Below are 13,788 nucleotides of genomic sequence, written 5' to 3' on the forward strand. Positions count from 1 at the left end.
CCGCTGTCATACCCGTCGTTCCTCCTCGCGTCGTCGAACCGGGACGCCATGCGTCACGCGGGCCGCGGGATCGCGTCAGGGTGCCCGGGATGTGGAGGTGGCGCCCGAACCGCAACGAGCGCCACCGACTGTCACCACGCCTCACGCTACTCGCGGCACGGACCGGGCCGTCGCCACCGCTGGGTGATTGGCGGCCCGGGTTCCGCGCTCATCCGACGCTCACCGCGGGCCCTCGGACCCTGTCGTTCTGCCGCCCGTCCGGGTCCCGGTCCGGCCCGTCGTGAACAGGATCCCCACCGCCGCCAGGCCGAGCAGCAGCGTCAGCCCGCCGGTCACCGCATTGGTCCAGATGATGCCGGCGTTCCACTGCCGGGTCACGAACGGCGCGATGATGACCCAGCCGCCGATCGCCGCCATCGCCCAGCTCAGCCGGTACATCCGCGCCGGCGCCCAGGTCAGGCCGAGCGCGATCACACTCACCATGACCCCCAGGATCAGGTTGTTGATCGTCACGCTGGGCGCGGACATGTTGAAGTGCACGATCCACGGGGAGATCGCCAGCCACGCGCCCGCCAGCAGCACGAGGCCGTCGATGACGATCGCCTGGCCGCTGGCGGTGATTCGCTCATAGCGCTCACGCATCTCGGCGACGTCCGGATGCTCCGAGATCGTCCGGTAGCTCGATGCCTCGGACATGACGCACCTCCAAAAACTCATCTGCGTCGTCCTTACAAATTCAGCTACCCCTCCCGCCGCCGGAATGCACGTCGACCCGCCCGTCAGCCGGGCGATAAACCGGGTGATTCCTGCACCCTGCGCCCTGGTGCCGCCGCACGTCGGCCGGCCACCTCGCACCCGGACATGGGTCGTCGGCGGAGGCCGACGCGTGGGGCCGGCGCCTCAGAGTCGCGGGGTATGGTCCGCGGGACGCGGCACGGCTGTGCGAATCGTGCCGGGGTGGAGGGTCGGATGTTTCTGTGGGTGCATTACGCCGACATGGTGACCGCGTTGGTGCAGTTGCCGGTCGCGGTGGTGACGTGGTGGGCCGCGACGGGAAGGCGAGCCACGGCGGAGAGGCCCTCCCGGACGTCGGCGGTGGCGTTCGCGGTGCTGCTCGGCTCGGCCGTGCTGCGGCTCGCGGCAGGGCTGGTGCTGCTGCGCTGGGGGTGGGAGTTCGCCGGGCCGCGGCTGGTGTGGGTGGCGCCGGCGCTGCTGGTGGCGGCGACGGCGTACCTCGGGTGGCTGCGTCCAACCGGGCGACGGCCGGGTGGGGCGGGCGCGGTGGCAAGCGCCGCGGGCATCGTGTCAGTGGCGGCGCTGGCGCAGCTGGCCGGGGTGGGCGCCGCGGCGGTCACCGGCGTCGCGATCGTCGCGGCTTCGGCGATGGGCTACGCGTACCGGAGGCTGCCGCGCCGTCCTGTGCCGGAGCGGGCCGGGCGGTGGCGGGCAGCGGTGCGGGCGGCCGTCGGTGTCGTGGCGGTGGCCGCGGCGACGGTGGGCCTGTCCATGGCCAGCGCGCTGCCGGCACGTAGCAGCATGAGCGGTGGCGCCGTGGACGACGGCGGCGGCGCCGTGGCGGGGCACCAGCACTCCGGCGGGATCAGCGTGACCGAGCTGACCGGCGCGGACGGTGGCGAAGCGGCGGTGCGCCGGTTCACGCTGACGGCGCAGGAGGCCACGGTACGGCTGGACTCCGGCGCACAGGTGGCGGCGTGGACGTTCAACGGCGTCGCGCCGGGGCCGCAGCTGGTGGTGCGGCAGGGCGACCTGGTGGAGGTGACGCTGGTCAACCGGCTGCCAGGGGCCGGGGTGACCGTGCACTGGCACGGCGTCGACGTGCCGAACGCCATGGACGGGGTCGCCGGGGTGACACAGGACGCGGTCGCGCCGGGGGCCACCTTCGTCTACCGCTTCCGGGCATCGCGGACCGGCACGTACTGGTACCACTCCCACGAGATGGCTTCCGTGCAGGTGCGGCGCGGCCTGTTCGGCGCCCTGGTCGTGCTGCCCCGGGACGCGCCGGCACGGCAGGACGCGGTCGACGAGACGGTGCTGCGGCACACGTGGGGCGACGAGGACGGGGTGGCGACGCTCGGCCTGGCCGCCGGCGCGCAACGGCAGTCGGTGCCGGTCGGCCGGCCGGTGCGGCTGCGGCTGGTCAACTCCGACGGCAAGCCCGCCACGTTCACCGTGACCGGCGCACCGGTGCGTGTCGTGGCGATCGACGGCACCGACGTGCACGAGCCGGGCGTGCTGCCCGGGGTCCGGATCCTCGTAGGCGGCGGCGCCCGCTACGACGTGGAGTTCACGATGCCCGACGCCCCGGTGACGCTGCGCGCGGACGGGCCGGGCATCGTCTACAGCCCGAGCGGCGACGCGGGCCCGGACCGTGCGGCGAAGGAGCCTGCGCTGCTGGACCCGGCCCGCTACGGCACCCCGGCCGCGACCCCGTTCGCGGCGGGCAGCCACTTCGACCGGCGGTTCGTCCTGCGCATCGACGAGCGGCTCGGCTTCTACGACGGCCGCCCGGCGGTGCGGTACACCCTGAACGACGCCTCGTTCCCGGACGTGCCGATGCTCATGGTCGCCGGCGGCGACCTGGTCGAGGTGACCTACGTCAACCGCAGCGGCCAGCACCATCCGATGCATCTGCACGGCCACCACATGCTGGTGCTGTCCCGCGACGGCCGGGCCACCACCGGCAGCCCGTGGTGGGTGGACACCCTCGACGTCGGACCGGGCGAGACGTTCCGGGTGGCGTTCCGCGCCGACAACCCCGGCCTGTGGATGGACCACTGCCACGACCTCGAACACGCCGCGAACGGCATGATCCTCCACCTCGGCTACACCGGGGTCACCAGCCCGTTCCTGACCGGCTCCGGCACCGCGAACCATCCGGAATGAGCCGGTCGGCGCCGCGGTGCCTCACCCGCGGCGATCCCGATCCTGGACCTGCTGCACTGCGACCCGACCCGCTTCGTCACCCGGTCGGTGGCCAACCACATCAACCCAGCCGTTCTGGATCATCTGATCGCCGCGTCATTCGCGCAGGGTCTGGCTGGGCAGTTCGCCGTAGGTGGCGTGGTAGTGCTGGCTGAAGCGGCTGACGGTGAAGCCCCACCGGGCGGCGATCGCGGTCACGGTGCGCCCGTCGCCGGCGGTTGCGGCCAGGAGGTCCCCGCGAGCCCGGCTCAGGCGGACGCCGCGCAGGAACGCCATGGGGGTGGTGTCCAGGTGGCGGCGGAAGGCGAGTTGCAGCGGTGGCGCCCACCGGGCCGCTGAACGCACGGCGGCACCGCCGTCAGCGGCGGGTCCGCTCGACGAGCGCGGCGACGAACCCGGCCAGACCTTCGGCGCCGCGCGGGTCGGACGCCGGCCAGCGGGTCATCAGCAGCGGCGCGGCGCGGTCCAGCACGACGCCTTCGCGGGCGAGCACGAAGTACAGCGCGAGCGCCGCCGACCGCCCGTTGCCGTCGGCGAACGGGTGGAAGAACAGCACGTCGAGGTACACCCGCGCGGCCCGCGACGGCAGCGGCACGGCCGGGTCGGTGGCCTCGGCGAGGCACGCGTCGAACGCCGCCGGCAGCTCGTCGTGGTACGCGTACCGTTCCCTGCCGGCCCTCGCCCAGGCGGACGTCGTGCGGAACGGTGCCGTGGCCACGGCGAGCACCTCCCGTTGCCATGTCTCCAGGCGCGCGAACGTGAGCGGGCCGCCCTCGGCCGCGTCAGCGCGCACCAGCTGCAGCGCGACGAGGGCGCGGCCGGCGCCGTACTTCCGCTTCGCGAGGTGCTCGGCGATGCCGTCGCGTGCCGTGCGCGCCGGCCCGGCGACGTGCCCGGCGGCGTGCTCCCACCGGGCCGCCCGCCGGACCTGCCGCCAGGCCGCGAGGGTGTCGGGCACCACCGGTGGCTCTGCCCGCCGCGGCGCCCGCGCAGCGGCGGGCAGCTCGGTGCTGCGCAGGCTCGGCCAGTCCTGCGGCCAGGTGTCGGGCCACGCGTCGTCCGCTGGCGGCGTGACGCCGGTGAGCGCCGCCGCCAGGGACTCCGCCGCGTCGCCCACCTCCGCACCCAGCGGGGAGACGTAGCTCCAGAACCGCCCGCCGATCGCGGCGTCGACGAGCGCGTCGTGCCCGTCGCCCGGCACCTCGGCGACGGCGAGGAACCACTTCAGGGCCAAGGTGCACATGGGAAACCAGTGCTCGTCCGCGCCGGACCGCGCCGCCACCGTCGCGACCAGGCCGGCGGCCGTGGCCTCCCAGGCGACGAACGCCGCGCGGGGCTCGGCGGGCAGCGGCAGGTGCCGCGCGAAGAGCCCGGCCAGGTCCTCGAGGAACACCCGCCAGTCCAGCAGCGCCCCGGCGACGGCCGCGAGCGTCTCCTCCGGCGTCGTGATCGAGTCCCGGGCGCCGCTCCACCGCAGGATCAGCGCACCGTCGGCCGTGCGACCACCCATCTGGGCGGTCCAGCCGCAGGCCCAGGAGCCGTAGCGCTCAACGAGGGCGAGGGTCATCGCCCGCTGCCAGTCCCAGCGCGCCTCGTCCGCCGCGCGACCGAAGCCGCGGCCGGGTTCGTACTGCAACGGCGCCGGCACGCCACCCGCCGGAGCCACCGCGCGCACGACGTCGAGCACGGAGTCCGGGTCGAACGGGTGCCGGGAGGGGTCGACGTCCGCCCAGGTGAGGTTGTCGATCCGCGGCAGTGGGTCGTCACGCTCGATCGTCATCGCCGGCCATCATGCCACGGTGCCGGCAGGGACGGTGGCCCGCTTCACCGGCGCCGTCAGCACATTGTGGTAATGCCGCGTGGTCGACGGCAGTCAATTCCCGCGCATTGCATGCCACACAGTCGGATATGCGTCCGGATTCCGGCAACCGGGCCCGGTACCGGCTGGTCAAAGATAGCGCGGGGGCAATGCGACGCCAATGGCGAAGCCGTGCACGCATTGACGCACATGCATGGAAGGGGAGGCGTGGCCGAAACGACGACGGAGACGACCGGAGACTTCGATCCAGCCCGGATCGCCGCCGTGGACACCCTCGCAGGGCTGGCGCGCCTGCTGCGCGAGCTGCGCCGCCGGGAGGCGCGGCGGCAGGGTGAGCGCGAACTGACCTACCGGGAGCTGGCCGCCGCCACCGGCTGGTCCAGCTCGGTCATCGGGGCGTACCTCACCGGCGAGACGCTGCCGCCGACGAACCGGTTCGACGCGCTGATCCAGGCGCTCGGCGCCGGCCCGGCCGAGCAGCGGCTGCTCGCCACGGCGCGGGACCGGGTCGAGGAGCGGCCGCGCGGCAGCGGGAAGGGCACCGTGCGCCTCGGCGGGCCCGCGCTCGTCGGGCGGTCCGCGGAGCTGGCGGTGCTGCGGGCGGCCGTCGACGCCACGGTGCGCGGGGGCGGCGGCGCGGTGTTCCTGGTCGGCGACGCGGGCATCGGCAAGACGCGGCTGGCCACCGAGGCCGCGCGGTGCGCGGAGGCCGCCGGGCTGCGGGTGCTCAAGGGACGGGCGGTCTCGCCGGCGATGCAGTTCCGGCCGCTGCGTGAGGCGGTGCTGCCGGTGCTGCGCCACGACGGGCCGCCGGACGATCCGATGCTGGTGCCGTACCACGCCGCGCTGTCCCGGCTCGTGCCCGAGTGGCGCACCGACCGGCCCGACGGCGCCGACGGCTCGCTCGTCGTCCTGGCCGAGGCGGTGCTGCGCCTGGCCGTGACGATCGGCCGGCCGCGCGGCTGCCTGTTGCTGCTGGAGGACCTGCACGAGGCCGACCCGGAGACCCTCGCCGTCGTGGACTACCTCGTCGACAACATCGCGGCGGAGCACCTGCTGATCCTCGGAACCACCCGGCCCGCGCCGGGCAGCGCGGTCGAGCTGTTCCGGGCCGCGCGCCAGCGGCGGTCGGCGGACCTGGTCGCGCTCGGGCGGCTCGACGAGGAGGCGGTCCGCCGGCTGGCCGGTGCCTGCCTGGACGCCCCGGACGAGGAGGTGCCGGCGGCGGTGCTCGCCCGGCTCGCGACGATCGCCGACGGCGTGCCGCTGCACGTCGAGGAGCTGCTGGCCGGCATGGTCGGCGACGGCGTGCTGGTGCACGACGACGGCGGCTGGACGCTGTCCGGCCCGGTCGACGCGACCCTGCCGGCCACGCTCGCCACCACGCTCGCCGGCCGCGTCGAGCGGCTCAGCGGACCGGCGCGCGCGATGCTGCACGCGGCCGCACTGCTGGGCCGGCGGTTCCGCGCCGAGACCGCGGGCGCGATCGCCGACGTCGCGGGGCTCGCGCTGGTGGCCTGCCTGCGCGAGGCGGTCGGGGCGCAACTGCTGGTCCCTGACGAGGACGACCCCGCGCAGTACCACTTCCGCCACATGCTCACCGCCGAGGTGCTGCGCGCCCAGCTGCTGCCGGTCGAGCGCGCGCTGCTGTCGGGCCGCGCGGCCGCCGCGGTCGAGGCCGCCGCCCCCGACGGCTGGCCGCTGCTCGCCGCCGAGCTGTGGTCGGTGGCCGGCGAGCCGATCAAGGCGGCGACGCGGTTCGCCACCGCCGGCCGCCAGGCCACCGCCGAAGGCGCCCTGAGCACCGGCATCGCCCTGCTGGAACGGGCCCTGAGCCTGACCGGCGCCGACGGGTCCGGGCCGCGGCCGGAGATCGTCGTGGCGCTGGTCGACGGGTACGCCGACGCGGGGCGCATCGAGGACGCCCACGCCGTGGCCGCCCGATTCAGCGGCCATGCCGAGATCCATCTGCGGCTGGCCCGGGTGGCCGCCGCCGCCGGTGACTGGCTGCCGGGCCTGGAGCAGGTGGCCGTGGTGCGTGACCTGCTCGGCCCGGACCCGGATCCGGCCGTCGCCGCCCGCGTCGACGAGGTGGAGGCGCGCCTGGCGTTCGGCAACCCGACCGCGGACCGGCGCGCCAGCGCACGGGAGCTCGCCCAGCGGGCGCTGGACGCGGCCGGCGCGACCGGGCAGCCCGACGTGGCGGTGGGGGCGCTGGAAACGCTGGGCCGGTGCGCCCGGCTGCACGACATGGCCGAGGCGGACGAGCTGTACCGGCGCGGGCTCGCCCTCGCCGACGAGCACGGCCTGGCCGCGCGCAGGATCGGGCTGCTGTACAACATCGGCGCCCACGACGGCATCCGCGACGGCGACGTCGACCGGCTCGTGGAGGCGCTCGCCGTCGCGCGGGACGCGGGCGCGGTCGTCACCGCGCTCGACATCGAGATCGAGCTGTGCATGGCGCGGATCTGCCGCGGCGAGTACACGCAGGTGCAGGTGGCGGCCCAGCGCTGCGAGGAGACCGCGGCGCGGCTGCGGCTCACGCACTCGCGGCTGATCGCGCTCGGCGTGCGGATCATGGCGGCCGCGCACCGCGCGGAGCGACGCGAGGTCGACACGCTGATGGCCCGCTTCCGGGACCTGGGCGGGGAGGAGGACGACTTCTCCGCCGCGGTCCACGGCGTCGGTCTCGCGTTCGGGCATCTGCTGTACGAGGAGCACGACCTCGCCCGCGACGAGCTGGCCCGGTCGGTGGCGCAGGAGTCGCACCAACCGACCTCCTACGTGTCCTTCATCAACGCCCCGCACCTGCTGCTGTCGGTCCGCGACGGCACGGCCGGCCGGGCCGAGTGCGCGGCCTTCGCCGCCTCGCCGCAGGCCGAAGCCGGCTGGAACCGGCAGTTCCTGCACCTCGCCGAGGCCCTGGCGGCGGCCCGGGCCGGTGCGCCGGCGGAGGCGGCGGCGAGCATGGCCACGTTCCTGGCGTCCTCCGAGCGCTTCCCGATGGCGCGGTTCCTCGGGCTGCGCCTGGTCGCCGACGACGCGGTCGAGCGCGGCTGGGGCGAGCCGGTGGCGTGGCTGCGCACCGCCGAGGCGCACTTCCACGACTCCGCCCCGCACGTCGCCCGCGCCTGCCGGGACCTGCTGCGCCGGGCCGGCGCGCCGGTCCCCCAGCACCGGCAGGGCAGCGCGGTCCTGCCGCCGACCGCCCGCGAGCTCGGCATCACGGTGCGCGAGTTCGAGGTGCTGGCGCTCGTCGGCGAGCAGCTGAGCAACGCCGAGATCGGCCGGCGGCTGTTCCTGTCGCCGCGCACCGTCGAGAAGCACGTGGGAAACCTGCTGGCCAAGACCGGGCTGCCGGACCGGGGCCGCCTCGCCGGGTTCGCCGCCGAGGCGGAGACCGGCACAGAACATGGGTAGCCGCCCGCAAGAACCTACGGGCGTTCCCCGCCGCCGGGGGCCCGTCCACCGTTCCAGGATGGCTGCGTACCCGCACAACGAGAGGAATGCTCATGCAAGCCAAACGGTCGATGACCGTCGCGTTCACCGTCGCGGCAGCGCTGCTCGGCGCGCAGCCGGCGCACGCCGGCGCCGGGGTGAAGTGGTCCGCCGCGCCGGCGGTGCCGCTGCGCTTCGGTGTCACCGCCGCCCAGCTCAACGACGTGGCGGTGCTGTCGGCGAACGACGCCTGGGCGGTCGGGGAACAGGCGGACGGCCAGCGCCATCCGATCGCCGCGCACTGGAACGGCACAGGCTGGACGACCCCGAACCTGCCCGTCCCCACCGGCCCGCAGGGGCAGTACGGGCTGAGCACGGTCGACGCCACCGGCCCGAACGACGTGTGGGCGGCCGGCACCGACGCCTCCACCGCCCCGGTGTTCCTGCACGGCACCGCGACCGGCTGGCAGCGCGTGCCGTCGGCCGTGCCGGCCGGCACCGTCGAGGACCTCGACATGCTCTCCCCCTCCGACGGGTGGGCCGTCGGGAAGACCGCCCGGGGCACCGGGCAGCCGCTCGTGCTGCGCTGGCAGGGCGGCTCCTGGACGTCCGTGGCCGCGCCCGAGATCGACGGGAGCCTCACGGCGGTCCACGCGGTGACCGCCGACGACGTGTGGGCGGCCGGCAGCCAGACGGAGCCCGACGGCAGCACCTCCGGGCTGCTGCTGCACTGGAACGGCACCGCGTGGACGGTGGCGGGGCAGCTGCCGCCGCTGCCGGGCGCGGGCGACGTGGCGTTCGACGACGTGAGCGCCGCCGCGCACGGTGACGTCTGGGTGGTCGGCGCCCGCTGTACCGGCGAGGACGACTGCACGCCGCTCGCGCTGCACCTGGGTGCCGGCGGCTGGCAGGTGGTGCCGAGCGACGAGACCGCGACCCGGCTCACCGGCGTCATCGCGTTCGCCGCCGACGACGTCTGGATGACCGGCTACGTCGCCGGCACGCTCGACGCGGAGTCCGTCCACGTCGAACACTGGGACGGTGTCCGCTTCACCACCGACCAGCAGGCCGGGCGGGACCCGTCGTCCCCCAACGACGGCCAGGGACAGCCCGCGTCGGGCCTCACCGCGATCGCCGGCGACCCGGTGAACCGGGACCTGTTCGCCGTCGGCTGGTCCCTCGAGGTGCACGTCACGCCGTACGCGATCCGTCGCTGATCACGTCAGGGGAGCGCCCGTGCCGCCGTGGCACGGGCCTCCCCGCTCCGGCGTGAGCGGTCCTTCGCGGTACACGTCGAGGAACCGCTGCAGGCGCTCGTCGCCGACGTCGTCCAGCCGCAGCTGCCGCCCCCACGCGCTGGCCACGACCGGCGCCGGGAGCCCCGGATAGGGGCTGACGACGGTGTACGGCCGGCGCCCGATCAGCCGCAGCGCATCCACCTGGCCGGCGGGGAGGTCGGGTCGGTACGTCACCCACACCGCGCCGTGCTCCATCGAGTGCACCGCGTTCTCCGGCGGTACGGGCGCCGCGTAGACACCGCAGTTCAACCACACCGGCGCGTGCGGGCCGCCGGCCGGTGGGGTCCGGTCGTAGCGCACCGGATCGGTGGTGTGGAAGCGGTCGTGGATCGCCACCCGCTCGACACCTGGGATCCGCGGCTCCGGCTGCGGCCCGAACCGCCGGTACGCGACCACGTCTGCGGTGAGCACGAGCCCGGCGACAGCGACCGCTACGCCTGTGGCAACGGTGACGACGCCCCGTCGCCGTCGCCGGACCGGCTTGCCGGTCCACGGATCGACGGGCGCCACGGCGGTTTCAGATGCCATCGTCTGTTCCCTTCTCCGGCTCCCACAGCCCGACGAGCTGGCGGTAGCGCGGGCTGCGATCGACGAGCTGGTGGTGCGGTCCGGCCACGACCTTGCCCGCGTCGACGAGCAGCACCCAGTCGGCCCGGCTCGCGCTGCTGATGCGGTGCGCGATGACGATGAGCGTGCCGCCGCGCCGGCGCATCAGCAGCTCCGCGCGCAGCTCGGCGTCGGGGTCGAGGTGCGAGGTGGCCTCGTCGAGGACGACGATCGGGGCCGCCGCGAGGTAGGTGCGGGCCAGCGTCACCAGCTGCCGCTCCCCCGCCGACAGCCCGGCCCCGCCGGCGCTGAGGCGCTCGTCGAGGTCGAGCCGCCCGAGCCCGAACGCGTCGGCGGCGTCGCGCAGGACCTCGTCGGAGGCCGCCGGCGCGAGGTACGCGAGGTTCTCCCGGACGGTGCCGGCGAAGACGTACGGCTCCTGCGGCGCCAGCGCCAGCACGCCGGATCCGGGTGCCGGTGGCGCGCCGCCGACCAGGATCGTGCCACCGGCCGGCTCGCGCACGCCGCAGAGCAGCGCGGCGAGCGTGGACTTCCCGGCGCCGCTGGGCCCGACGACCGCGACGTGCGCGCCGAACGGCACGGTGAACCCGGCGCCGTCGAGCACGGGCGCGGCGTCCTTCGAGTACGCGTAACCGACCGACTCGGCCACCACCACCGGCCGCGCCGCTGAGCCGGAAGGGCTGGACGGCCCGACCTGCCGCGGTTCGCCGGCGGTGGCTACGCCGCTCAGAGGGCCGCCGGCGGCGATGGCGTCGCTCAGGCGGGTCATGAGGCCGAGGAGCTCGGCGAGCCACCCGGCACCGCCGTAGACCAGGAAGCGCAGCGCGGGGCCGAGTGCGAACATCACGTAGTAGACGGCGGCGACGAGCTCGCCGGTGCCGAGGCGGCCGCGGCCGATGAGGACCGGGGCCAGGGCGAGGAGCAGGACCAGACCCAGGTCGACGCCGACACCGACGACACCGTCGTGCATCGCGTCGGCCCGGCCGAGCGCCCGCGCCGCCAGCCGGGCCCGCTCGACCCGCTCCAGCACGGGCCGGGCCGCCGCGTCCTGGGCGGCGAAGGCGGTGACGTCCCGCCGGGCGCCGAGCGTCCTCACCACGTGCTCGGCGAGGTCCTCCTCGGCGAGCAGGGAGCGGCGCTGGCGGCGCAGCACGGCCCGGACCAGCAGCCGGTAGCCCGCCACGGAGGCGACCAGGCAGGGCAGCTCCACGAGCAGGATCGCCGGGTCCAGCAGGGCGAGCCCGATGACGGCCCCGACCGCCACCGAGCCGGTGGCGTGGGCGTTGCGCAGCACCGAGGCGACGAGCATGCGCGCCTGCTCGACCTCGTCGACCGCCTGCCGGACGGCCGCGCCCGGCACCGGCACGTCCTCGCGCACGGCTCGATGCAGCCCCGCGGTGACCATGGCGGTGACGAGCTCGTCGCGCAGCGGCTCGACCACCCGCACCAGCGGCGGGAACAGCAGCCGCCCGGCGACCGCGGCGACCAGCCGCACCTGCACGAGCAGGGCGACCCAGAGCAGCCCGGCCCCGGCCCGGTGGGCGAAGAACCCGTCGTCGAGCGCGTGCGCGACGGCGATCCCGGCGACCGTCGTCGGCGCCGCCAGCACGACCACCAGCCCGCCGACCGCGAGTAACGGCCGCGGCCGCCGACGCAGTACGCCCCACAAGAGCCGCCACCCGTCCCGGACGGATCCGCCGCCCCCCATACCGGGGGTCATGCCGCCACCTCCGCTGCGCTCCGGCGTCGGCCTGAGCCAAACCTGCTACATGGTGAGCGGCCCGAGACGCTTCGCTGGCCGCTCACGCCGCCACCTCCGCTACGCTCCGGCGTCGGCCTGAGCCAAACCTGCTACATGGTGAGCGGCCCGAGACGCTTCGCTGGCCGCTCACGCCGCGCTCCCCTGGGTTACCGGGTCGTGCTCCACCGCGCCGAACAGGGCGCGGTATCCGGGCGCGGACCACAGCGCCCGGTGCGGGGCGTAGCCGCGGACGCGGCCGGCGTCGAGCCACAGCACGAGGTCGGCCGCGGCGGCCGTCGCCGCCCGGTGGGTCACCACGAGCGTGGTGCGGCCGTGCCAGGCGTCCCGCACCGCGTGCGCGACCTCCGCGGCCGTGGCGGTGTCGAGGCTGCTGGTCGCGTCGTCGAGGACGAGGACCCGGGCGGGCTGGGCGAACGCGCGGGCCAGCCCGAGCCGCTGGCGCTCGCCGCCGGACAGCGGCGCGTCGCCCGGCGGGGTGTCGTAGCCGGCCGGCAGGCGCCGCACGAACGCGTCCGCGCGGGCCAGGCGGGCCGCCCGCATCACGTCCTCGTCGCGCAGGTCCGAACCGGCGGCGATGGCCGCGCCGAGCGTGGCGCCGAACAGGTTCGGCTCCTCGAACGCATAGGCCACCGCCGCCCGCACGTCATCCGCCGGCACCGTGCGCAGATCGTGGCCGTCGAGCAGCACCCGCCCGGCGTCGGGGTCGGCGTGCCGCCCCGCGAGCGCGACGAGCCGCGACTTGCCAGACCCGGACGGCCCGACGACGGCCACGTGCGCGCCCGCCGGGATCGTGCACGAGACGTCGCCGCCGCGGCCGTCGAGGCGCACCCGGTCGAACGTCAGCCGGCCCGGCCCGGACGGGAGGCGGGCCGTGCCGCCCGGGTCGGGGGGTGGGGCGGCGAGCAGCTCGGCCAGGCGGCGGGTCCCCGCGAGGGCGCGCACCCCGGCCGCGAGCGAGTCGACCTGCTCCAGCACCATGAGGGTGAGCTGGCTGTACAGCAGCACGGCCAGGACGGAGCCGGGGCCCAGCCTGCCCGCGACCGCGCTCAGGCCGGCGACGGCGAGGACGACCGCGTTCAGCAGCGGGTCGAGCAGGCCCATACGCCAGCCGACGTCGCGCTGGGCGCGCCAGGACAGGCGGCCCGCCGCGCGCAGGTCGGCGAGCGGGGCGAGGACGCGGCGCAGCTCCCGGTCGTGGGTGCCGAGGGCGGCGATGGTCCGGGCGCCGCGGTGGGCGTCGACGAGGAGGTCGGCGAGCGCACCGCGGGCGGCACGGTAGCCGGCCTCGGGTTCGGCGCTGCCGCGCAGGAACGCCCGGACGACGAACCAGGACACGGCGAGCTCGGCGGCGACGACCACGGCGCTGCGCCAGTCGATGGTGCACAGCAGCACGAACGCGACGAGGCCACCCACCGACGTCACGGCCGAGCCCAGGACGATGTTCGCGATCCGTGCCGGGGTCTCGGCGTCGGACGAGCAGCGGGCGAGCAGCTCACCGTCGGGGAAGCCGGCGTCGTACGGTGGCCGACGCAGTGCCGCGGTGAACGCCGCGCCGCGGTGGCGGGCGGTGGTGGCGCTGGCCCGGTCGGCCGACGCGCGGCTGGCCAGCGCCGATCCGGCCAGCGCCCCGGCGAGCACCAGCGCGAGGACGAGCACCGGCCGGGCCGCCGGTCCGCGGCCGGACATGCTGTCGATCACGGTGGCGAGGGCCATCGGGGCGGCGAGCCCGAAGCCGATCGACGCGGCGAGCCCGAGCAGGCCGACCGCGGTGCGGCCGGGGTGGTGGCGCAGCAGGTCCTGGGCGATGAGTCGGTACACATTCGGCACGGATGCTCCACAGTGGACGCGGGTGGCGGTGGGCCCGGCCCCCGGTCGCCTTCGCGGTCTCCTGCGCGAGCTCCTAGACCTCGTTGGCGACGACGGCGAAGCCCTTGCCCGACTCGCCGGCCCGGGCGGCCTCG

General features: G+C 75.8%; 9 protein-coding genes. 3 read left to right on the forward strand and 6 right to left on the reverse strand.

All coding sequences use genetic code 11. The features are described from left to right. Positions 1 to 219: 219 nt before the first annotated feature. Positions 220 to 696, reverse strand: a complete 477-nt coding sequence (locus ABZ321_RS40180; protein ID WP_344500166.1) for an SPW repeat protein — start codon at positions 694 to 696, stop codon at positions 220 to 222. Between the two features lie 273 nt (positions 697 to 969). Here ABZ321_RS40180 and ABZ321_RS40185 point away from each other — a divergent pair, with 273 nt between their 5' ends. After that, positions 970 to 2,904 carry a multicopper oxidase family protein gene (locus tag ABZ321_RS40185; protein WP_354900854.1) on the forward strand — a complete coding sequence of 645 codons (1,935 nt, stop codon included), beginning with the start codon at positions 970 to 972 and terminating at the stop codon, positions 2,902 to 2,904. Positions 2,905 to 3,039: 135 nt separating this feature from the next. Here the strand turns inward: ABZ321_RS40185 and ABZ321_RS40190 are convergent, their stop codons facing one another. Beyond that, on the reverse strand, positions 3,040 to 3,288 hold the full coding sequence (locus ABZ321_RS40190; RefSeq protein ID WP_354900856.1) for a helix-turn-helix domain-containing protein: 249 nt from the start codon (positions 3,286 to 3,288) through the stop codon (positions 3,040 to 3,042). Positions 3,289 to 3,301: 13 nt separating this feature from the next. Then, positions 3,302 to 4,723: a Fic family protein gene (locus tag ABZ321_RS40195; RefSeq protein WP_354900857.1), complete on the reverse strand. Its 1,422-nt coding sequence runs from the start codon at positions 4,721 to 4,723 to the stop codon at positions 3,302 to 3,304. Positions 4,724 to 4,969: 246 nt separating this feature from the next. Between ABZ321_RS40195 and ABZ321_RS40200 the strand changes: the two genes are divergently transcribed. Both ABZ321_RS40200 and ABZ321_RS40205 read left to right on the forward strand, forming a co-directional pair. Then, positions 4,970 to 8,182, forward strand: coding sequence for an AAA family ATPase (locus ABZ321_RS40200; RefSeq protein WP_354900859.1), 3,213 nt, complete (start codon positions 4,970 to 4,972; stop codon positions 8,180 to 8,182). Positions 8,183 to 8,274: 92 nt separating this feature from the next. Next, the gene (locus tag ABZ321_RS40205) at positions 8,275 to 9,417 is read left to right on the forward strand and encodes a hypothetical protein (protein WP_354900861.1); all 1,143 of its coding nucleotides are present in this window, start codon (positions 8,275 to 8,277) and stop codon (positions 9,415 to 9,417) included. Here ABZ321_RS40205 and ABZ321_RS40210 read toward each other — a convergent pair whose 3' ends face one another. The 3 genes from ABZ321_RS40210 to ABZ321_RS40220 all read right to left on the reverse strand — a co-directional run bounded on the left by ABZ321_RS40210 (position 9,418) and on the right by ABZ321_RS40220 (position 13,654). Further along, positions 9,418 to 10,026, reverse strand: a complete 609-nt coding sequence (locus ABZ321_RS40210) for a DUF3105 domain-containing protein (RefSeq protein ID WP_354900863.1) — start codon at positions 10,024 to 10,026, stop codon at positions 9,418 to 9,420. Further along, on the reverse strand, positions 10,016 to 11,785 hold the full coding sequence (locus tag ABZ321_RS40215) for an ABC transporter ATP-binding protein (RefSeq protein WP_354900865.1): 1,770 nt from the start codon (positions 11,783 to 11,785) through the stop codon (positions 10,016 to 10,018). Before ABZ321_RS40215 ends, ABZ321_RS40210 begins: the two co-directional genes overlap by 11 nt. A 168-nt stretch (positions 11,786 to 11,953) precedes the next feature. After that, positions 11,954 to 13,654 (reverse strand): ABC transporter ATP-binding protein, encoded by a 1,701-nt coding sequence (locus ABZ321_RS40220; RefSeq protein WP_354900867.1) that lies wholly within the window; start codon positions 13,652 to 13,654, stop codon positions 11,954 to 11,956. Positions 13,655 to 13,788: the final 134 nt, after the last annotated feature.

The organism is Dactylosporangium sp. NPDC006015, assembly GCF_040614215.1.
GTDB lineage: Bacteria > Actinomycetota > Actinomycetes > Mycobacteriales > Micromonosporaceae > Dactylosporangium > Dactylosporangium maewongense.